This is a genomic window from Bradyrhizobium sp. B097 (assembly GCF_038957035.1).
In the GTDB taxonomy this organism is placed as follows: Bacteria; Pseudomonadota; Alphaproteobacteria; order Rhizobiales; family Xanthobacteraceae; genus Bradyrhizobium.
Genome location: NZ_CP152412.1, coordinates 3421035 through 3440418 on the forward strand (window position 1 = coordinate 3421035; position 19384 = coordinate 3440418).

Annotated in this window: 27 protein-coding genes; 13 read left to right on the plus strand and 14 right to left on the minus strand. The window is 64.0% G+C overall.

The genetic code is table 11. The features are described 5' to 3' along the window. Positions 1–33 precede the first annotated feature (33 nt). Both AAFG07_RS15840 and AAFG07_RS15845 read left to right on the plus strand, forming a co-directional pair. Positions 34–360, plus strand: a complete 327-nt coding sequence (locus AAFG07_RS15840; protein WP_050421144.1) for a metalloregulator ArsR/SmtB family transcription factor — start codon at positions 34–36, stop codon at positions 358–360. After that, positions 360–800, plus strand: coding sequence for an SRPBCC domain-containing protein (locus AAFG07_RS15845; RefSeq protein WP_342728081.1), 441 nt, complete (start codon positions 360–362; stop codon positions 798–800). The genes AAFG07_RS15840 and AAFG07_RS15845 overlap by 1 nt, the downstream gene beginning before the upstream one ends. A 4-nt stretch (positions 801–804) precedes the next feature. Here the strand turns inward: AAFG07_RS15845 and AAFG07_RS15850 are convergent, their stop codons facing one another. After that, positions 805–1248: a hypothetical protein gene (locus AAFG07_RS15850; protein WP_342729166.1), complete on the minus strand. Its 444-nt coding sequence runs from the start codon at positions 1246–1248 to the stop codon at positions 805–807. 123 nt (positions 1249–1371) lie between these two features. Continuing rightward, positions 1372–1689 (minus strand): Kazal-type serine protease inhibitor family protein, encoded by a 318-nt coding sequence (locus tag AAFG07_RS15855; RefSeq protein WP_342728082.1) that lies wholly within the window; start codon positions 1687–1689, stop codon positions 1372–1374. A 235-nt stretch (positions 1690–1924) separates the two neighbouring features. Here AAFG07_RS15855 and AAFG07_RS15860 point away from each other — a divergent pair, with 235 nt between their 5' ends. Continuing rightward, positions 1925–3577 (plus strand): fumarate hydratase, encoded by a 1653-nt coding sequence (locus AAFG07_RS15860; RefSeq protein ID WP_342728083.1) that lies wholly within the window; start codon positions 1925–1927, stop codon positions 3575–3577. Continuing rightward, the gene (locus AAFG07_RS15865; protein ID WP_342728084.1) at positions 3574–4248 is read left to right on the plus strand and encodes a DUF429 domain-containing protein; all 675 of its coding nucleotides are present in this window, start codon (positions 3574–3576) and stop codon (positions 4246–4248) included. Before AAFG07_RS15860 ends, AAFG07_RS15865 begins: the two co-directional genes overlap by 4 nt. Before the next feature lie 68 nt (positions 4249–4316). On the opposite strand, the gene AAFG07_RS15870 is transcribed toward AAFG07_RS15865, so the two are convergent. The 4 genes from AAFG07_RS15870 to AAFG07_RS15885 all read right to left on the minus strand — a co-directional run bounded on the left by AAFG07_RS15870 (position 4317) and on the right by AAFG07_RS15885 (position 6298). Next, a complete protein-coding gene (locus AAFG07_RS15870; RefSeq protein ID WP_092115378.1) occupies positions 4317–4613 on the minus strand; it encodes a hypothetical protein in 297 nt (98 codons plus the stop codon). Positions 4614–4692: 79 nt separating this feature from the next. Further along, positions 4693–5247 carry a septation protein IspZ gene (locus AAFG07_RS15875; protein ID WP_342728085.1) on the minus strand — a complete coding sequence of 185 codons (555 nt, stop codon included), beginning with the start codon at positions 5245–5247 and terminating at the stop codon, positions 4693–4695. Positions 5248–5304: 57 nt separating this feature from the next. Continuing rightward, positions 5305–5880 (minus strand): hypothetical protein, encoded by a 576-nt coding sequence (locus AAFG07_RS15880; RefSeq protein ID WP_342728086.1) that lies wholly within the window; start codon positions 5878–5880, stop codon positions 5305–5307. A 208-nt stretch (positions 5881–6088) separates the two neighbouring features. Then, on the minus strand, positions 6089–6298 hold the full coding sequence (locus tag AAFG07_RS15885) for a hypothetical protein (RefSeq protein WP_342728087.1): 210 nt from the start codon (positions 6296–6298) through the stop codon (positions 6089–6091). Between the two features lie 181 nt (positions 6299–6479). Between AAFG07_RS15885 and AAFG07_RS15890 the strand changes: the two genes are divergently transcribed. After that, positions 6480–7139, plus strand: a complete 660-nt coding sequence (locus AAFG07_RS15890) for a hypothetical protein (protein ID WP_342728088.1) — start codon at positions 6480–6482, stop codon at positions 7137–7139. Between the two features lie 127 nt (positions 7140–7266). Here AAFG07_RS15890 and AAFG07_RS15895 read toward each other — a convergent pair whose 3' ends face one another. Further along, positions 7267–8670, minus strand: coding sequence for a carotenoid oxygenase family protein (locus AAFG07_RS15895; RefSeq protein ID WP_342728089.1), 1404 nt, complete (start codon positions 8668–8670; stop codon positions 7267–7269). Positions 8671–8783: 113 nt separating this feature from the next. Here AAFG07_RS15895 and AAFG07_RS15900 point away from each other — a divergent pair, with 113 nt between their 5' ends. Then, entirely contained in the window at positions 8784–9506 is a 723-nt protein-coding gene (locus AAFG07_RS15900; protein WP_342728090.1) for a TetR/AcrR family transcriptional regulator, read from the plus strand. 25 nt (positions 9507–9531) lie between these two features. Here the strand turns inward: AAFG07_RS15900 and AAFG07_RS15905 are convergent, their stop codons facing one another. After that, positions 9532–10134 carry a hypothetical protein gene (locus tag AAFG07_RS15905; RefSeq protein ID WP_342728092.1) on the minus strand — a complete coding sequence of 201 codons (603 nt, stop codon included), beginning with the start codon at positions 10132–10134 and terminating at the stop codon, positions 9532–9534. Positions 10135–10299: 165 nt separating this feature from the next. On the opposite strand from AAFG07_RS15905, the gene AAFG07_RS15910 reads away from it, so the two are divergent. Next, on the plus strand, positions 10300–10956 hold the full coding sequence (locus AAFG07_RS15910) for an SET domain-containing protein (protein WP_342728093.1): 657 nt from the start codon (positions 10300–10302) through the stop codon (positions 10954–10956). A 449-nt stretch (positions 10957–11405) separates the two neighbouring features. Then, positions 11406–11870 carry a cupin domain-containing protein gene (locus tag AAFG07_RS15915; protein WP_342728094.1) on the plus strand — a complete coding sequence of 155 codons (465 nt, stop codon included), beginning with the start codon at positions 11406–11408 and terminating at the stop codon, positions 11868–11870. A gap of 115 nt (positions 11871–11985) precedes the next feature. Here the strand turns inward: AAFG07_RS15915 and AAFG07_RS15920 are convergent, their stop codons facing one another. Together AAFG07_RS15920 and AAFG07_RS15925 are read right to left on the minus strand one after the other, a co-directional pair. After that, complete coding sequence (locus AAFG07_RS15920; protein WP_342728095.1) at positions 11986–12291, minus strand: DUF6522 family protein; 306 nt, start codon at positions 12289–12291, stop codon at positions 11986–11988. Beyond that, the gene (locus AAFG07_RS15925) at positions 12288–12722 is read right to left on the minus strand and encodes an Rrf2 family transcriptional regulator (RefSeq protein ID WP_342728096.1); all 435 of its coding nucleotides are present in this window, start codon (positions 12720–12722) and stop codon (positions 12288–12290) included. The genes AAFG07_RS15920 and AAFG07_RS15925 overlap by 4 nt, the downstream gene beginning before the upstream one ends. A gap of 83 nt (positions 12723–12805) precedes the next feature. Here AAFG07_RS15925 and AAFG07_RS15930 point away from each other — a divergent pair, with 83 nt between their 5' ends. Next, positions 12806–13276 carry a group III truncated hemoglobin gene (locus AAFG07_RS15930; RefSeq protein ID WP_342728097.1) on the plus strand — a complete coding sequence of 157 codons (471 nt, stop codon included), beginning with the start codon at positions 12806–12808 and terminating at the stop codon, positions 13274–13276. Positions 13277–13491: 215 nt separating this feature from the next. Here AAFG07_RS15930 and AAFG07_RS15935 read toward each other — a convergent pair whose 3' ends face one another. Together AAFG07_RS15935 and AAFG07_RS15940 are read right to left on the minus strand one after the other, a co-directional pair. Then, positions 13492–13890, minus strand: coding sequence for a hypothetical protein (locus AAFG07_RS15935; protein WP_342728099.1), 399 nt, complete (start codon positions 13888–13890; stop codon positions 13492–13494). A 30-nt stretch (positions 13891–13920) separates the two neighbouring features. After that, positions 13921–14130, minus strand: coding sequence for a hypothetical protein (locus AAFG07_RS15940; protein WP_342728100.1), 210 nt, complete (start codon positions 14128–14130; stop codon positions 13921–13923). Positions 14131–14224: 94 nt separating this feature from the next. Here AAFG07_RS15940 and AAFG07_RS15945 point away from each other — a divergent pair, with 94 nt between their 5' ends. Together AAFG07_RS15945 and AAFG07_RS15950 are read left to right on the plus strand one after the other, a co-directional pair. Continuing rightward, on the plus strand, positions 14225–15049 hold the full coding sequence (locus AAFG07_RS15945) for a helix-turn-helix transcriptional regulator (RefSeq protein ID WP_342728101.1): 825 nt from the start codon (positions 14225–14227) through the stop codon (positions 15047–15049). A gap of 138 nt (positions 15050–15187) precedes the next feature. Further along, complete coding sequence (locus AAFG07_RS15950) at positions 15188–15931, plus strand: helix-turn-helix domain-containing protein (RefSeq protein ID WP_342728102.1); 744 nt, start codon at positions 15188–15190, stop codon at positions 15929–15931. On the opposite strand, the gene AAFG07_RS15955 is transcribed toward AAFG07_RS15950, so the two are convergent. After that, positions 15919–16716: a thioesterase family protein gene (locus AAFG07_RS15955; protein WP_342728103.1), complete on the minus strand. Its 798-nt coding sequence runs from the start codon at positions 16714–16716 to the stop codon at positions 15919–15921. The genes AAFG07_RS15950 and AAFG07_RS15955 overlap by 13 nt on opposite strands. Before the next feature lie 157 nt (positions 16717–16873). On the opposite strand from AAFG07_RS15955, the gene AAFG07_RS15960 reads away from it, so the two are divergent. Both AAFG07_RS15960 and AAFG07_RS15965 read left to right on the plus strand, forming a co-directional pair. Further along, positions 16874–17539, plus strand: coding sequence for a DsbA family oxidoreductase (locus AAFG07_RS15960; RefSeq protein ID WP_342728104.1), 666 nt, complete (start codon positions 16874–16876; stop codon positions 17537–17539). An 85-nt stretch (positions 17540–17624) separates the two neighbouring features. Continuing rightward, entirely contained in the window at positions 17625–18263 is a 639-nt protein-coding gene (locus AAFG07_RS15965) for an NIPSNAP family protein (RefSeq protein WP_229169821.1), read from the plus strand. Between the two features lie 255 nt (positions 18264–18518). Here AAFG07_RS15965 and AAFG07_RS15970 read toward each other — a convergent pair whose 3' ends face one another. Continuing rightward, on the minus strand, positions 18519–19352 hold the full coding sequence (locus AAFG07_RS15970; RefSeq protein WP_342728105.1) for a transglutaminase-like domain-containing protein: 834 nt from the start codon (positions 19350–19352) through the stop codon (positions 18519–18521). Positions 19353–19384 lie beyond the last annotated feature (32 nt).

Sequence of the window (19384 nt, forward strand, 5' to 3'; positions counted from 1 at the left end):
GACATTCGCATAAGTCATCACTTATATATTTCTATGACCGCCGCCATGCAGCTGACCAATGTGCTCAAGACCCTCGCGGACCCGACGCGGCGGGCGGTGTTCGAGCGGATCATCCGGGAAGGGGAGATCGCCGCGACCGGTCTGGTGCAGGGCTCCAAGGTGTCGCAGCCGGCGGTGTCGCAGCATCTGCGCGCGCTGCGCGATGCCGGCCTCGTCGCCGAGCGGCGCGAGGGCCGGCACATCCATTATCGCGTCGCGCCGAAGGGGCTCAGTCCGCTGATCGACTGGCTCGGCCATTACGAGACGTTCTGGGCCGAGCGCTTCGCAAATCTGGAACGGCTGTTGAAGGAGAGTGAGTGATGGGTGAGACGCACGCGATCACGGTCGAGAAGGTGCTGCCTTATGCCGCCGACAGGATCTGGCGGACGCTGACCACGAGCGAGTTGCTGATGAAATGGCTGATGCCGAACGATTTCCAGCCGAGCGTCGGACACAAGTTCAACTTCCGCACCAAGCCGATCGGCGATTGGGACGGTGTCGTGCATTGCGAGGTGCTGGACTGCGATCCGCCGCGCCTGCTGCGCTATTCCTGGAAGGGGGGCGCCGACACCAATCCGGAATTCGGCTCGAAGCTCGACTCGATCGTCACCTGGACGCTGACGCCGGTCGAGGGCGGCACGCAGGTCCGCATGGTGCATGACGGCTTCGTCTTCCCCGGCAACCGCTATGCCTTCGACATGATGAGCCCGGGCTGGGGCAAGATCGTCGATGCGATCGGTCGGGTCACGGCGGAAGCCTGACGGATCACTCGTTCTTGCCGCGCCGGACCGTGATCGATGCATCGGTCCGGTTGCGCGTGCATTCGAGGTTGAGGCGGCGGTAGCGCATCGTGATGGTGTTGCCGCGCAGGATGCCCATGCGCTTCAGGCAGCGCGAGGTGCCAGTGGTGGCGTCGTCCTTCGGCACGGTGAAGACCAGCGCGGTAGCGGAGCCGACCAGGTTGAAGAACTCGGGCTTCATCTTGCGATCGGTCTTGGCAAAGAGCTCGATCGAATAGTCCTTGCCGCGGCAGCCGAGCGACAATTCCTTCGCCGCCGGATGTGTGAGGTATGTGATGTTGGCGGCGCTGAAATTGACCTTCAGCCCGTCGATCTGGCCGGCGAGCTGCTTGGCGATGTCCTCGCAGGGATCGGCATGCGCAGGCGCCGCGGCGAGGGCCGTCGCCAGCGCGATCAGCGCGGCCGGCATGAAAAAGCGGATGCTCAAGGCAAAGCGTCGGCGCAACGGTGCAGTCACGAAATACCCCCGCGGTATGAAAATACGCGAAGCTACATGCAGGCTCCCGCGCAGCGCGTCAATATGGCCGGTCCGTCAGGATGCGCACTTGCCGTCCTGCGCCTTGGAGGCTCCGGCGGCGCGGCGTTCGCAATCATTGCCATAGGTCTTGCCGTCGCAGCCGCACACCGGCTTGAAAATCTTGTTGCAGATCGTTGGCCGGAACGCGCAGGTGCCGGTCTGGTCGGCTCGGCCGCATTGTCCCGGCTTGAACTGGCAGAACTGGCCGCTACGGCTGCATTGAACGCCGGCAAGGCCGCCGCACGGTCTGCCGAGGCGGGCCGCATCGGCACCGGTCGGGACCGCGATCAACAAGGCCAGCGCCGCGAACGAGATCAAAAGCGCTGTCTTCATGATGGTCTCCTGATGGCTTCCGCGGTGGTTTCGCGGATCGCTGAAGCGTTGTGGCAACCAGAGATTACGGAGGGATGAAACATAGCACGCGGATTGCCGGTCCCGCGCATGGCTGGAAGGCGGCCGGCTTCCCTTTCCTTTGTCCGAAAAAGGCTTAGAACGGCTCTACATTGCCGGTGGCCCCCGCGGCCGGACCGGCCTAACGAACCCGACCTGCAAGCCCAAAGAGCAGCTCATGAACGCCCCCTCAGCCTTCCCCGACCAGAAGCCCGTTCCGCCCTACAAGCACACCCCGCTGTTCCCGCTGGGTGCCGACACCACACCCTACAAGAAAGTGACGAGCGAGGGCGTCCGGGTCGAGAAGGTGTTGGGCAAGGACATGCTGGTGGTGTCGCGGGAGGCGCTGCGGGCGCTGTCCGAGGCCGCCTTCGGCGACATCAACCACTATCTGCGGCCGGGCCATTTGAAGCAGCTGCGCTCGATCCTCGAGGACAAGGAAGCCAGCGACAACGACAAGTTCGTCGCCTTCGACTTCCTGAAGAACGCCAACATCGCCGCCGGCGGCGTGCTGCCGATGTGCCAGGACACTGGCACCGCGATCATCATGGGCAAGAAGGGCTGCAACGTTATCACCGACGGCGACGACGAGGCCGCGCTCTCCGAAGGCGCGCGCGACGCCTATCTGCGCCGCAATCTGCGCTACTCACAGGTCGCGCCGCTGTCGATGTATGAGGAGAAGAACACCGCCAACAACATGCCGGCGCAGTGCGAGATCTACGCCGAGGGTGATGATGCCTACAAGTTCATGTTCATGGCCAAGGGCGGCGGCTCCGCCAACAAGAGTTTTCTGTTTCAGGCGACGCCCTCGGTGCTGACCAGGGATCGGCTGCTGGCGTTCCTGAAGGAGAAGGTGCTGACGCTCGGCACCGCGGCATGTCCCCCGTATCACCTCGCTATCGTGATTGGCGGCACCTCGGCCGAGCTCTGCATGAAGACCGTGAAGCTCGCCTCCGCGCGCTATCTCGACGCGCTGCCGACCCACGGCTCGGCCGACGGCAACGCATTCCGCGATCTCGAGATGGAGCAGGAAATCCTCAAGATGACGCAAAGCCTGGGGGTAGGCGCGCAGTTCGGTGGCAAGTATTTCTGCCACGACGTGCGCGTGATCCGGATGCCGCGCCACGGTGCCTCGCTGCCGATCGGCCTCGGCGTATCCTGTTCGGCGGACCGCCAGGTGCTCGGCAAGATCACCAGGGACGGCGTCTATCTCGAGGAGCTCGAGCACAATCCGGCGCAGTATCTGCCCGCGGTCGAGCAGTCGCTCGGCGGCGATGTCGTCAAGATCGACCTCAACCAGCCGATGAAGGATATCCTCGCGACGCTGTCACAATATCCGATCAGGACCCGCGTCTCGATGACCGGCACCATGATCGTGGCGCGCGACTCTGCCCACGCCAAGTTGCGCGAGCGGCTGGAGAAGGGCGAGCCGCTGCCGGATTATTTCAAGAACCATCCGGTCTACTACGCCGGCCCGGCCAAGACGCCCGACGGCTACGCCTCCGGCGCGTTCGGCCCGACCACCGCCGGCCGCATGGATTCCTTCGTCGACCAGTTCCAGGCCGCGGGCGGATCGATGGTGATGGTCGCCAAGGGCAACCGCGCGGTCGCGGTGCGCGAGGCCTGCAAGAAGCACGGCGGCTTCTATCTCGGCTCGATCGGCGGCGCGGCAGCGAACCTCGCCGAGCACTGCATCAAGAAGGTCGAGGTGGTCGAGTATCCCGAGCTCGGCATGGAAGCGATCTGGCGCGTCGAGGTGGTCGACTTCCCGGCCTTCATCATCATCGATGACAAGGGCAACGACTTCTTCAAGGAATTGAATCTGGGTTGAGGGCAACAGGCCTCGACGGATTCTCCAAAGGCTGGGTCGCCGTCAGCATCGACGGCGACCAGCGCACGCTTTCCTTTCACGGCGACATTGCGGACGCGCTGGCGCGTCCGTTCGATCGCGCCGGGATCGATATCCCGATCGGAATGAGCGATGACGGCCAGCGCGATTGCGATCGTCTGGCCCGCGAGCGGCTGCGTCCGCACACCTCGCGCGTCTTCACCGGTGCGCGACGCTGGCTGTGGCAGGAATTCCGTGATCCCGGTCAAGCGAACGAAGAAGCGCTGCGCCGCGGCCAGACCCGCGTCTCGCGCCAGCTCTGGCACCTCGGCAACAAGATCATGGAGGTCGACGCGTTCGTCCGCGCGAACCCCGCATGCGACATCCGCGAGGTGCATCCCGAACTGGTGTTCCTGCGGCTGAACGGCGGCACGCCACTGCCGCGCAAGAAGTCGGAGGAGGGCGATGCGCTCCGCCGCAGGCTGCTGAAGCGGTCAGGCTTTCGCGAGATCGATCGCTGGCTCACCGAGACGCGGATCGGCACCGGCGCCAAACGCGACGATGTGCTGGATGCCTGCGCGGTGGCTTTGGCTGCTCATCAACCAAGCGGCTGCGTTCCCGGGGGACCGCAGCCGCTGGATGGACATGATCTGCCGATGCAGATCTGGTTCTAGAGCGTTTTCGAGCGAAGTGGACACCGGTTCGCGTGAAGAAAACGCGTCAAGGCAAAAAGCTGGAGCGCTTACGCCCGCGTGCCGGTGAAGGGGAAGCTGCCCATCGGGCCGATGCCCATCTCGCCGGAGATGCCGTCGCCTGCGACCGTGCCGGAAAATTCGAGCGTCAGCGGCATCGGATTGGTGATCGAGACCTTCCAGGCGACGCTGTCGCCGTTCACGGTGCCGTCGAAGATTTCGGTGGAGTTGCCCTCGGCGCCCTGCGTGCCGGTGAGCGTGCCGCCGGAGCTCGCCAGCGACAAGGTCGCCTTGCGCTCGCCCATCGGCGTCGTCATCGTGAGATTCCAGTTTCCGTCCACCGCCATTGATGTCTCCCCTCCGGTAAAAAAGCGTGCGCGGGTATAGCCTATCTTGGCGCGCGCGCCTAGTTCGCGGCTGCGGCGATCAGGCGCGGGCGGCGGCGCGCAGCCGGTTGCCGACCAGGAAGCGGAAAGCGACGTACTGGATCGCGAACGCGGCGATCTTGGCCCCGACCAGCACCACCGACACGTAGAACGCCCACAGCTTCATGTCGCCGGTCGCAGCGATCGCGATGGTGCCGGCGGCGAGGATGAACATCAGCCCGGCCCAGGCGTAGCCGGCGAGAGTGGCGTATTCCGGAATGGTCTCGGTCACGATCGGCGGCAGATAGCGCAGCATCCAGCCGCGCTTGAGCATGATCGTGCCGATCGCGATGTGGCCGATCGCGGGCTTCGCCAGCACGAAGCGCGGATCGTTGGTGAGCAGCGTCGCGCCGCCAAGCACGATCACCAGTCCAAGGCTCGCCCAGGTCATGTAGCCGAGCGCCTGTCCCCTGACGCGCGCATAGACCACTTGGGCAACCGCACCCACGATCGCAACAGCGGTGGCGATCAGGACATTGTTGGTGGCGAGATAGACCACCAGGAACACGATGGTGGAGAAGAAGTCGCTCGCGAGCCTGGCAAATACGCTCTTCATCGTCGTGGTTTCCGTTTCCTCAGGCAGGATGATCGTTGTGATCTTGGTATGTTGCGTTCAGCGTGACGGCAGCGCGCCAGCCGGCGGCGTCCCGTACTTGGCCGCGCGATATTGCGGATACCAACGGGTGAAGCCCACCGCGGCGTTGCGCGCGGCGAAGGCGATCAAGAGGCCGGTCCACAGCGGCAGGGCCGGCACATAGAGCACCGCGATGTTGCCGATCAACATCAACAGCGTCGCGGCGGTCCAGGCTCCGGTGATCAGGTAGTTGGCAGTGAGGAAGCCCGGCTGCTTCGCGATCTCGGCATCGACCTGCTCCAGCGCATATTGCCGCGTGAAGGGATGGCCGATCAGGATCGAGCCGAACGACACCAGCAGGATGCCGGCATCGACGGCGATCTTCACCGCGATTGTGCTTGGCGTCGGATCGACGAAGGTGAGGTAGCTGCCGACCGCGGTGAACACGATCACCGAACCGACGCCGAGGATCTTGATGCTGCGGCCGCGCGCGATATCGAACGCGATGACGGCAAGGCAGATCAGCGCGGCAGCGAGCAGGCTCACCGTGGCCGAGGTCACCAGCATCAGCGTGGCAAAGGCGCCGTAGGGAGCGAGGATCAGGAAGATCGTCATTCGGAGCCTCGAAGGCTTATCTTTACACCGTAAAGATACCGTAGAGGCGGGCAGAGGGAGCGTCAAGCGAAATCTTTACAGTGTCAAAATCGTGATGTGATGCTGAAAATGTGAGTTATTCCAATTGAATGGGGCCGTGATGGTTCGCTTGCTGTGTTCTTCGCGGTCGTCATGGCCGGGCTTGTCCCCGGCCATCTTCGTCTTCCGTTCAACAGGCGACAAAGGCGTGGATGTCCGGGACAGGCCCCGCGTTTTGACCGAGACGGTCGAGCTTGAAACCGGGCTTGCCGGTGCGGTCGACCCAGTTGAGGATGGCGCCGAGATCGGCCGTGGAGCGTAATCCGAAGATCAGGGCCGAAGCCGCGCAGCGCGGGTGCGATAGCGCCAGCCTTGAAGGTTTGACGTCGGTCCGGTCCACTCGCAACAGGCAGCAGCTGTCCTTGACCGTGAGTTGCTTGCGCTTTGGAAAGCGTGATTAGCTGCAAGCGAGGAAGTGCGAGGACGCGAGCGACCGCGATGGATAAGGCAACGCTAGTCACGGCCTTTGATCAAAGAGGTGACGTCGCTCCAAGGTTCGTACCGCATGGACGAAAATAACGATGAGTGGTTCAAACATGGCGGCGGCGAGTTGCAAGACAAGGCTCACAAAGGCGTGCAGTGCGGCGATGTTGATGGCCCTTCTCATGGATCCATTTCCAAAGGTCGCGGCGCAAGAGGGTATCTTCCGCTGGCGAGTCAATCGAACAGAGAAACAGTCCGTCCTCGTTCAAGCTGCGTCTGATGCAACCGATGATTTCGGTCGTGTGGTTCTTTCCTGTGAACTTACATCTGGGAACGTCGAAGTCTCGGTGATGATGGAGGACGATCAGCGTGCCAAATTTGCGGAACTTTTGAAGAGCGAACGCTATCCAACTGTTACGCTATCGAACGGCGGTGAGAACAATAGGTCGGTGATCGATAAGCTAGTATTCAGTGACGTGGGTGGTTGGTCGTATGCCTTTCATGTTCAGGATGATGACGAGTGGTTGGCCGATTTCGAAAAGACCGGAACGCTACGCTTTACGGTGGGAGACACCATAAACGACAGCGATAGTTTGAACGTCGGTCTCGACGCGATCGCGGCCTTTCGAGATCAGTGCAGAAAACCGCCGCAGGCATTACCCCCATCGAATCACTCCGGCGGCTCGTTGCCGTGGACCAAGCCGAATCCAAACGCATTCCCGCCGCCTCCGGTGCCCTCCGGCCAACGCGGGCAGTAACTCTTGATCGGGTGGTCCTCTGCGGCAGGCTTTGAATCTCGACGGCCAACAAGTGTCGGTCTTGGTCAAAGCCTGCCCGGGCGTGACAGTGGAGGAATTAGCTCGTGCTGGAGAGGGCGCGCGTCGCCTACTCCGCCCCCACCCAATTGCCGTGGAATCCATCCGGCACGCGGTGGCCGAGATGAACCAGCGCGGTCGGGCCGGCCTCGACGTCGGTGGCGTTGAAGACGGCGAGGTCGCTGCGGTTTTCGCGGGCGCGCCAGACCGCGGCGAGCAGCCAGCCGTCGCCCTCGGCAGCGCCCGAGCCGCGCTCGACGAAGACAGGCTCGGAGATCGTGTCGCCGGCCGGCAAGAGATATTTGCCGAGCCGCTTGCCCGCGCCGTCGACATGCACGATGCCGGACAGCGCGCCGGCCAGCGGCACGTCAGGGTCGGTGCTTGCGTGCCAACCGTGGCTATTCCTGAGACCGGCGCGGCGGTCGTCGATGCGCGGGAATTCGCCGGTCAGATCGTTGAGATAGGTTTGCGTGAAGCTGTCGGTATTCCCGGCCAGATCAAAGCTCCAGCGGCAGAGCCGGGCGCTCGATTTCTTCTCATCCGTCGGCGAGCCGTCGGGATGGGTGAACAGCGGCGGCTCCTCGTACTGCATCACGTCGGCGACGATGCGGTTGCCGTCTTCCCATGCGTTCATGACGTGGAAGACATAGCAGTTCTCGGCGCGGAACCAGACCAGATCGCTGGCTGAGCCGTTGCGCTTCATGACGCCGACATAGGCGCCTTTTCCCGGCTCCCAGGCGTAGGGCGGCTTGCCACGCATCGCGCGTTCCATGCTGCCGGTGATCGGCAGGATCGGAAACAGCACGTGGTTCTCGGTGACGATGAAGTCGTGCACCATGCTGGCATAGGGCGCCTCGAAGCGTTCGAACCGCGTCACCACGCCGGATGAATTGACCGCGCCATACGACAACGCCGGCGTCAGCGGACCGGCGGCGTTGTAGCCGAAGAACACCATCTCGCCGGTGACCGGATCGATCTTGGGATGGGCGGTGAAGGGGCCCGATATCGCGCCCTTGTAGTCGCAATAGCCGAGGCGGTCGAGCGTGCCGGGATCGATCTCGGTCGGCAGATGGCCTTCCTCGAGCGCGAGCAGGCGGCCGGCGTGGAAGATGATGTTGGTGTTGGCGACGCCGCTGTCGGTGAGGGTCGTTTCCGGCGCATCAGGCAGCTTGCGGCCGAAGCCGCCGAACAGTGCGCGTCCGGCGTCGTGCTCGGCCTGCCATTTCGGGGTGCGTACCCAGCGATTGCGATAGCTGGCGCGGCCGTTCTCGAGATGGAAGGCGTGCAGCATGCCGTCACCGACGAACCAATGCGCGCCCGGCACATTGAACTGCGGATTGGGGCCGTTGCGGTACAGCGTGCCGTTCAGCTCGCGCGGCAATTCGCCTGTGATCTTCAGAAACGGCGCGTCGGCTTCAAATGGAATCGGCGCCAGATTGCTTCGCGCCGTGTTGGATGTGACCTGATCGAGCATTCCGCATCTCCCTGCATTATAATCTTTACACCGTAAAGATATCAGTAGGAGTGACGCCGCCGATCGTCAAGCAAAATCTTTACAGTGTAAAAATTGCGACATATAAGGGCCGCATGGCAAGATTATCCAAAGAAAACAAGGCGACTCGTCCAACACGGGCTCCGACCCGCCGGGTTGCGCGTGCCGCCAATCGCTCGGCACCGCGGCGCCGGACCAATGACACGCCGTATCATCATGGCGATCTGCATGAAGCGCTACTGAAGGCCGCGGAGCGCGTGCTCGAGTGTGATGGACTGGCCGGACTGACACTGCGTGCGGTGGCACGCGAGGCCGGCGTGTCGCATGCCGCGCCCACGCATCATTTCGGCGATCTCACCGGATTGCTCAGTGAGCTCGCGGCGATCGGCTTCCGGCAGTTCGGCCAGGCGATGGCAGCGGCGGACGCTTCAGCGGCGACACCGCCCGAAAAGGGAGTGGCGAGCGCCAAGGCTTATGTCGCCTATGCGCAGGCGCATCCCGGCATGTATGGGCTGATGTTTCGCAGCGAGCGGCTCGATCATGAGCGGCCGTCGCTGCACGAGGCGTCCGAGGCGTCGTTCGCCGGGCTGACCCGCGGCGTCGGCGCCAGCCGACAAGAGCAGATTTCCAAGGAGCAGCTTACATTGGACCAGGCGGCCGCGATCGCGTCGGCCTGGTCGCTGGTGCATGGCTTTACCATGCTGCTGCTCGACGGCCGCCTCAAGACGATTCTGGATCGGTCGCCCGAGGGCACATCAGTGGAAGCGTTGTTGACCGCGATGCTGCGTTTGTCTGCGGGCCGCTCAGCGCGGCTGTAACCGATATTGCGCCTGCGGCGGCGTTCTAGCGTTTCGTCAGCGATGTCGAGCGGCCGCTCTGTCCGATCGTCTTCACCTGATCCGCGCCGCATTTGAAATCGCGGGCGAAATCATCGGCGGCCTGCCGCGCCAGCTCGTTGGCGTTGGGATTGGCGGCAACGTCGACATAGGCGACATGACAGACCTCGCCCGGCGGCAGCCGCGTTACGGCGAGCATCGCCCGTGAGACCGGGCCGCCGCGCTTGTCCTGCTCGCTGCTGTCGGCGATCTGCCAGCGCTGGATGATCGCGAAGGGTTTGCTGCCGGCGGCACGCCATTCGACCGTATCGCCGGTCGAGCTGAACGGGCCGAACCAGGCCTGCGCCGCCGGTTCCCTGGCTGCTGCCGCGCGGTTTCGGCCCACCGAGACTACTTCGCGCAGATCGCCTTCATTGATCAGCACCACAAGGCCGGATTTCCCCGGGCAGACGCGCGTGGCGCTGCCGTCCTCCTCGTTGGGCTTGCCGATCATCCGGCAGGCCTTCGGCGCGGTCGAGGTATAGCTGCTGCTGATCGTTTGGGCGGCAGCCTGACCAGGATTTGCGCTGGCGAGCGCCGCAACGATTGTTGCAAAAGCAGGATATTTCATCGGGGGAAACCTGCGATCCGGACGTTACTTTATGTCTGACATATGCAATCTGGGGAAGGTTCAACAGACACGCTGGAAACACCTGACAGGCGCGCGGAATCGTCCTAGAAGGGCGGCTTCGCAACTTCTGTCGCGTGCACCTTGCGTGCCTTAGCCTCGATCGTCATGCCCGCATCATCATCGCAAAAGCCCTATCGTGTCGGCCGTTCCCGTACTGGCCTTGGCCTTTTCGCCACCAAGCCGATCAAGAAAGGCACCAAGATCATCCGTTATTTCGGGCCGTTGCTCGACTCGAAGAAGAAGGATGAGGACGCGATCGAGAACAAATATCTGTTCGAGCTCACCAACCGATGGACCATCGACGGCTCGATCCGCGAGAACGTCGCCCGCTACATCAACCATGCCTGCAGGCCGAACGCGGAATCCGACGTCAAGCCGCGCAAGCGCAAGGTGTTCATCCGCGCCATCAAGGACATCGAGCCGGGCGACGAGATCAACTACGATTACGGAACCGACTATTTCAAAGCCTATCTGAAGCCGATCGGCTGCAAGTGCGATGCCTGCGAGAAGAAGCGCAAGAAGAAGCGCGCGGAGGCGAGGGCGGAGCGGCTGCGGCTGAAGGAAAAGGCCGAGCGGAAAGCCAAGCGCGAGGCCGAGAAGCTCGCCGAGCAACCGGCCAAGGCCAGGGCAAAGAAGACGAACGGCGCCAAGGCAAACGGCAAGCTGAACGGCACGCAACTGAACGGTCATTCTCTCGTCAAGGCTGCCGGCAGGAAGGCTGCCGCCCCGAAGCGAGGCGCCGCGCGGGTGCTCCAAGCCTGACGCCGCGCTCCGGAATCGGGGCGTGTACTCATAACGTCTTGCGCGGCGAGATCGACTACGTCGCCTCGCGCCGAGGCACTGACCCGCGCGGCATCCGGTCCGGCGATTGGCTGCTATACGTCCCAACGATGGACGGCCAAATTGGGCCCATCGACTTCCGATCGGGCGCAAAGCCAGCAATGCTGTGACCAGGACCCCTACCCATAAAGGCGCAGACGTCAGTTTCGGACAGCCAAGCGAAATCTTACGATCAGCCAGAGCATTACCGCTCGGGACCCTGACCCGACATCACTCTTTTGCTCCCTTTGGTGCCACGGCGGCGTCGCGTAGGCTATCGCGAGCTGCCGTGAAGCGAGAGCTGCCGAGGTGCTCGCTTGGGGATTGGGCAGTGATCATCTTGCAAGCAGTAGCACTCTGAAAAGTGGAGCAATCATCGCAGGGAGGACCTCATGAAAAAGCTTCTGACTTTGGCAGCCTTGATCGCACTGGCGGGTTCGGCGCTGGCGCAAGATGCCGGGACCATCGTCAAACCAGATGCTCTGACGTGGAAGGACAACCCGAACGTTCCGAAGGGTGGCCAGGTCGCGCTCCTGGCAGGTGATCCAACGAAAGCTGGCAGCGTGGTGGTTCAGCGCATCAAGCTTCCTCCCAACTATAAAGTTCCGCCGCACACTCATCCCTATGCCGAGACCGTCACGGTGATCAGCGGTAGCGTCGGCTGGGGCATGGGCGAAAAGTTTGACCCTACCAAAGGCGAGATGGTCAAGGCGGGTGCCTTGGAGATGATGCCGGCGAGACACGCTCATTATGTTTGGACGGAAAACGAGGGGGCGATCCTCCAGATTCAATTCACCGGCCCAGGAGGCATCGACTACATCGATCCGGCCGATGATCCCCGCAAGAAGACGCATTGAAGCATTGAGGTCCGCTCCGCCATCAGGGGCACAGCGGACCTCATACGCGTCCTGACTACGGCACGGGTTATGATGGGTACACGCCCGAAGCACGAGGTTCCTGACCTCTGCACCCCTATGAGTGCACACCCCAGCCGCCGGGCTTGCGCGCCGATGCGGGCAGCGGGGCATCGCCGAAATCGAGCGTCGAGCGTTGAAGGATAGTGCCGCGCTCGTCGATGACAAGGCGGAAACGGCGGTGTTCCGAGAAGAAGGTCAACCGATGTCGACCGGCATCGTTGTCGACCCCGCGTTCCGACAGCGTCGTGATTTTGCCGGATCGCATTTGGTCCTGTAGCAGCCGCACAGTGATGCCGAGGCCGTCGGCGACGATATCGGCATCGACCTCGAACGTGCTGTCAGTGAATGCGATCGTCGTCATGATGCCCTTGCAGGATGACGCGCCGGACGCGCGAGATAGGCGCATTCGGCGAGCGTGGTTCCATCGAGCTCGCGCATGAAGGCCTCGCGGGCCGCCGCGAGCCTCGCCTTCAGGCGGCAGCGCGGCAGCAGCACGCATTCTCCGCCATCATCCCTGAAACATTCGACCAGTACGCTGCCGCCCTCGAGCGCGCGCACCACCTCGCCGAGCGTGATCGCCTGCGGGGCGCGCGCCAGCGAAAACCCGCCGCCGGCGCCGCGCTGGGTCGCGATGAAGCCGGCCTCGGCGAGGTCGCGCACCACCTTGGCGAGATGATTGCGGGAAATGCCGAACTCGGCCGCGATCTCGCTGGTGGCAAATGAGCGGTCCGGCTCGCCGGCCAGCCGCATCAGCGCGCGCAGCGCAAAATCCGTGAATGATGTCAGGCGCATGGAAGCCCTTCGAAATCAGCACTTGGCGGATCCGCTATAGCAATCTAAATGGGCATTTAAAATACCTATTTAGGATGTGAGGCATGACAGCAGCAGAGCGCCGCGAGCAGATCACCGCCGAGATTGTCGCGCGGACCAGGATCACCGAGGGAATGATCGAGCAGCTGGTGCACGGCTTCTACGCCAAGGTCCGCAAGGACCCGATGATCGGGCCGGTGTTCGAGGCCAGGATCACCCATTGGGAGCCGCATCTGGCCCAGATGTGCGCGTTCTGGTCGTCGGTCGCACTGATGACCGGGCGCTATCACGGCACGCCGATGGTCAAGCACATGAAGCTGCCGGTCGATGCCGCGCATTTCGACCGCTGGCTCGAACTGTTCGAGGCGACGGCGCATGAACTGTGCCCGCCGGTCGCAGCGCTTCATTTCATCGAGCGCGCGCGGCGCATCGCCTCGAGCCTCGAGATGGGCGTCGCCAGCGGGCAGGGCGTGATGCTCGGGGTTGGCGAACGTTACAGGCGAAGCGAAGCAGGCGACACTGCAATGACTTTGTAGGGTGGGTAGAGCGCAGCGAAACCCACCATCTCTGCCGCGGAACGAAGCCGATGGGTTTCGCTTCGCTCGACCCATCCTACGCAGCTACGCAGCTGTCATCGCCCGCGAAAGCGGGCGATCCAGTATTCCAGAGGCGTCAACGATTGATCCGATGGGCCGCAGCTTACTGGATCCCCCGCATACGCGGGGGTATGACAGCGTTGTGTTGGCTGCCGTTACGCCGCCACCACGCCCTGGCTCTTCCGCAAGCCCATGTATTGCAGCTCGGCGAACACGCCGGTGGCGATCGCCTGGGCGAGGATCACGATGATGCCGAGCAGGTTCGGCGACACCGCGCCCGAGAGCAGCAGCGCGATGCTGGCAAGCGTCCAGGCCGCATTGCCGGCGACCACCAGGATCACAGGTCCCTTCGGCAGCGAGGTTCGCGCGCCGAGCCAGCCGACCAGCGCGGTGTAGGCGATCAGGAACAGCCCGGTCTCGCGCAGCAGGGCGTCCGGCAGGCCGAGCAGCGAGGCCAGCGCGCCGGTGTCGAGCACCATCGCGATGGCGGATACGCCGCTGAACACGGCATCGGCAAGCAGGGCGCGGCGCAGCAGCTGGGACGAATGGAACATGGCAGTGTCTCCTCGGGTTGGGATGGGTTTTCAGCGCATCAGGGACTGCAGCTGGCGCCACAGGCCCTTGCCGACCCTCATCTCGACCGCATAGACCTGCGCGAACACGAACATGCTGGTCGCGTGCACGATCGGCTGGGGTATGTTGAGCGAGCGCGCGACCAGCCAGGTGGCCAGATGGACCAGCCACGGGGCCAGGACGGCGAGGGCGCGGATTAGGGACAGCATCAGCATGGTCATCTCCTGTGCCGTGGAAGATGAGCCGGCCCGCGCGCCAATTCGATTACCTCAGGCGTAATGGAACGGGCGAATTTCGCATGATAGGTTTTGCACCATGAACGCACATGCATCCATGGCGCGGGCCGAGCCCGCAAAACCCGTCCTGATCGGCGAGCACCTGCGCGAGTGGCGGCAGCGCCGCCATCTCAGCCAGCTCGACCTTGCCGTCGATGCCGAGGTCTCGGCGCGGCATTTAAGCTTCGTCGAGACCGGCCGCTCGGCGCCGTCGCGCGACATGGTCCTCAAACTGGCGGAGCGCCTCGATGTGCCCCTACGCGAACGCAACGTGCTGTTGGTCGCCGCGGGGTTCGCACCCGCATTCCCGCAACGCTCGCTGGAGGATCCCGCGTTGAAATCGGCGCGCGAGGCGATCAACCTGGTGCTGAAGGCGCATGAGCCCAATCCGGCGCTGGCCTATGACCGGCACTGGAATCTGGTCACCGCCAACCGCATGGTGGCGCCGCTGCTCGAGGGCGTGCCGCAGCGGCTGCTCGGGCAGCCCTTCAACATCCTGCGGTTGGCGTTCCACCCGGAGGGCCTGGCGCCGCGCACCGTGAACCTGGCGGAATGGGCAGCGCATCTGTTGGAGCGGCTGCATCGGCAGTGCGAGGCAACGGCTGATCCGGAGCTGCTCAAGCTCTATCAGGACCTGAAATCCTATCCGATCCCGGCGCGGGCCGCCCCGATCACCCCCGACAACAACGTCGCGCTCCCGTTCAAGCTCCGCCTCAATGGCGAGATCCTGAGCTTCATCTCGACCACCATGGTGTTCGGCACCCCGGTCGACATCACGCTGCAGGAACTGGCGCTGGAGACCTTCTTCCCGGCCGATGAGCTGACCGCCGAGCGGATGCGGCAGATGGCCAGCGCTCTGGGCTGAACGAACCGATACGCGAACTTTGCAGCCGGAGCCGCCTGGCGGCATAATCCGCTCATGAACACCCATTCGACCCCGGCCCGCGGCGCACGACCTCATCCCGTGGGCGACCTCCTGCGTGATTGGCGCGGGCGACGCGCCATGAGCCAGGCCGACCTCGCCTTCGAGGCCGGCATCTCGATCAAGCATCTGAGCTTCGTCGAAACTGGCAAGGCCGTCGCGAGCAGGGACATCCTGCTGCAGCTTGCCGCAGCGCTCGGTCTCTCGCTGCGCGATCGCAATGCGCTGCTGGAGGCCGGTGGCTTTGCTCGGCAATATGGCGAGCATGATCTGGCGGCGCCGGAGCTCGCCGACGCCAGGCGCGCGATCGACCTGCTGCTGCGCCGGCACGAGCCGTTTCCGGCCATCGTGACCGACCGGCAGTGGAACGTGATCGTGGCCAATCGCGCGGCAGCGCGGCTGATCACGATGCTGCTTGGTCCGGTGCGCATGCAGCGGCCGCTCAATCACATGGCGATGTTTTTGTCGCCGGACGAGCTGCGTCCCTACGTCGAGAACTGGTCGAATCTCGCTGCGGCGCTGCTGGCGCGGGCGCGTCACGAGGCAATGGCGGCACCGCTCGACCTCGCGTTGCAGTCGACCTGGCGCAAACTCCTGAAACTCCCCGATATCCCCGTGCCGCACCTCAACGAAACCGCGGCGCCGGGGCCACTGTGCGAGGTGCGGTTACGCAAGGGCGAAGTGATGCTTGGGCTGGTCGGCACGGTGCTGACGCTCGGCACGCCTCAGGACGTGACGTTGCAAGAGATGCGCGTCGAGATGTTCATGCCGGCCGACGAAGCCTCCGAGGCTGTGCTGACGGCGCTTGCGGCTCAGGACGCTTGAGCCGATCCGGCGCGGCGTTCGAAGCTCATCGCCTGCATCACCTCGGCGAACGGGCCGCCGCGATCGCTGAGGGTCGCGGTCGTGAGCCCGGCTCCGCCGGTCCCGACGCGGGTGCGCGAGCGGATCAGGATCCACTCGCCCTCGGGCGGGCGGAAGTAGTAGAGGCTGATCTCGGGATTGACGAACGTCCATTCGCGCATGTCAACGATCTGCGCGACGCCGCTGGAAAAGTCCGCGGCCTGCACCGACTGCAAGAGCGGCGTGTTGAGCTCACCGGCGACGAGCGGTACGTCGAGGCGCATCCAGGCGGCGGCAGGGCCGGGCTTCTCAAGCGCGCCCTCGATCAAGCGCACCGAGACGTTCTGGAAATAGCGGCTCCAATTCTGCGCAAAGGCCGGCGGCGGCGTCCCGGCCTCGGGGGCGGTGTCCGGGCTTGCCGGATGCGAAAACGGATCGCGCGGCGATTCTTCGCCTGGCGCCGTCACCAGCGCCGTACAGCGGCCGATCTCGATGTCGCCGTCCAGGAGACTGACCTGGATCGTCTTGGCCTTGCGGCCGTCGCGCAGCACGGCTGTTTCGACCGCGAAGGCGCGCAAGCCGGCCGGCCGCCAGAGATCGAAGGTCAGGCGGCGGATCGCGAAACCTGTGCGGAGCGCCAGCCGTTCGACTTCGCGCGCCATCAGCGCGGCGGTGGCGCTGCCTTGCAGCATGTCCGGCGACCATGGCCCTCCGGCGTGCTCGGTGGCACGAAACAGATTGCCTTCTGGCAGAAAAATGGCGGTCATCGGCGGGTCTCTGCGGGCTGTTGTGACAGGCCGCTGTCTAGAAGGCGGGCGTTCTTCCCACAATAACCGCCGAGGTTATGTGATGCGAGACATGCGGCCGACGCCCTTGTGCTGCAGAGCGGGGGGCTTACCTTGGGGCCACAATCCGGAGGACGCCATGAGCACCCTGAAGCCGCTTCGCCTCGATATCGTCTCCGACGTCGTTTGCCCCTGGTGCTACATCGGCAAGCGTCGCATCGAGGATGCGCTCAAGCTGGTGCCCGATGTGCCGGTCGAGGTGCACTGGCGGCCGTTCTTCCTCAATAATTGGGTGCCGCGCGAGGGCATCAGCCGTGAGGAATATCTCACGGCCAAGTTCGGCTCGGTCGACGCCTACAAGGGCATCGCCGGCCGCGTGGTCGCCGCCGCCAATGAGGAGGGGCTGACCTACCATCCCGAGCTCGTCAAGCGGCAGCCCAACACGATCGACTGCCATCGCCTGATCCACTGGGCCGAGGCCAAGGGCAAGGCGGCCGAGATGAAGCAGCGGCTGATGGAGCTGTATTTCCGCGACGGCGGCGATCTCACCGACACCAATGTGCTGGTGCAGGCGGCAGCCGACGTCGGGCTCGACGCCGACGACGTGCGCAAGCGTCTTGCCACCGACGAGGATGTGGCGCTGGTGTCCGCGCAAGCGCAGGAAGCCTCCGAGAAGGGCATCTCCGGCGTGCCGACCTTCGTGTTCGCGCAGAAATACGCGGTGTCCGGCGCCCAGCCGGCCGAGCAGCTCGCCCGCGCTATCCGCGAGGTCTCGGCCGAGATCAACGCGCAGGCGGCCGAGTAGTCCGCAGTCGTTCACGGAAGCCCGGCTCATGCCGGGCTTTTTCGTTTGCCCACACGATCCATCGGAAACAACCAGGGAGACCATCATGATCTATGAGCTGCGCACCTACACGGTACGTCCAGGGACCGTCGGCGAGATGGTGAAGGCGGCGAGCACGATCTCGCGCGACATCCGCGCCGACAATTTCGGCAAGCTGGAAGGCTACTGGATCACCGAGATCGGGCCGCTCAATCAGGTCATGCACATGTGGAGCTACGCCGATCTCAACGAGCGAGCCCGGCTGCGTGCCGAGCTTGCGAAGAATCCGCGCTGGACCGGCGAGTACATTCCGGCGATCCGTCCGCTCTTGGTGCGCCAGGAGGTCCGGCTGCTGAATGCGATCATTCCGCCGGTGGCGCCTGCCACCAAGGGCAACATCTACGAATTCCGTAACTATCGCGCAAAGCCGCTCGGCGGCGTCAAGCAATGGCTCGATCTGATCACCGGCGTGCTGCCGGAGCGCGAGAAATATTCCAAGATCGTCGGCCTCTGGCACACCGATTCCGGCCAGCCCAACGAGGTCTGCCACATCTGGGCCTATCCCGATCTCAACGCCCGCGCCGCGGCGCGCGGCGGTGCGATGAAGGATCCGGCTTGGCTGGAATTCCTGGGCAAAGGCACGCAGCTGCTCGAGGAGATGCACTCGACCATCATGCTGCCGGCCCCGCATTCGCCATTGCAGTAACGCCGAGGATGGTTGGGCCGGGCATACAGCGGCAGAAAGCCTCACCCGATGTTTCCATCAGATGAGGCTTTCCAGGCAAGGGCATGCGCTGCCTGAGAAACAGCGCGCCGCAACGCTAGAAGGGCTAGCTGACACCAACCTGACGCCGGGAACTTATTGTTTCCCGGTGTGTCTGCATGGCTACGAAATGGTAAACCGTGGGTCGCGGTGAGGGAGGCGAGCTCGGTGCGCCGTTCCGCCGGGCCACCCGGCGCATTACGAAAGCCAGGGCGGCATCAAGTTGCGTGATGCCGCTTCGTCCAGCACGGCGAACCGGTCCGAGCCATCCTCGAACGCCGCGACCACGTCGGCGAGCCGGTCGAGCTCGGCAAGGGCGTCGACCTTCAAGACCTTGCTGGCCGGCGCCGCGTCGCGCCAGCTATCCCAGGCCGACATTTGCCGGTTCGTGAGCGCCAGCAGGTCGCGGTAGACGTTGACGTGAAGAAACCACAGGCCAGTGGCCGCGCCGTGTCCGAACGCTCCGGCAGCCACCGCGTTGCTTCTCGCCATCCGCCAGGCCTGCGATGCCGTCAGAAACGCATCGCGCGGCAGGTTCGCGCCGTCGAACCTGATTTGCAACTGGTCAATCTGAAGCGCATCGAGCTGCGCGTCGGCCTGCAGCCAGCGCCGGTCGGATGGTGACCAATATTCGCAGATCCAATGATCATGATAGATGTCGTCGCCGATGTAGGTCGCAAAGCCGCAGCGGACCCGCGCCGGGATCGATCGGTTTCGGAGCATGCTGCACAGCAGGAGCGCGTAGTCGCGACAGGTGCCGAACGTCCGGCTGCGCGGCGGGCGTGCCGCGGTGAGCGATCCGGCGCACGACGCCTGGATCAGCTTCAACCGATCCGCGACCGGTTGGGTTTGCCGGACCATCGGGAAATCAGGCGGAATGCCGTACCGCTCCGCCCAGGCGACGTGCATGATCAGCCCCGAGACGACCTCGCACAGTCCGGAGACCGTTGTGGGCAAATCGTCATACGCACCGGCCAACTCACCGGGGTCGGTCAGCGCGTCCTGCCGGACGTAGCATTCCTGGATCGTCACGTTCCCGCCCGATCATGACGTCATCGGCTCGA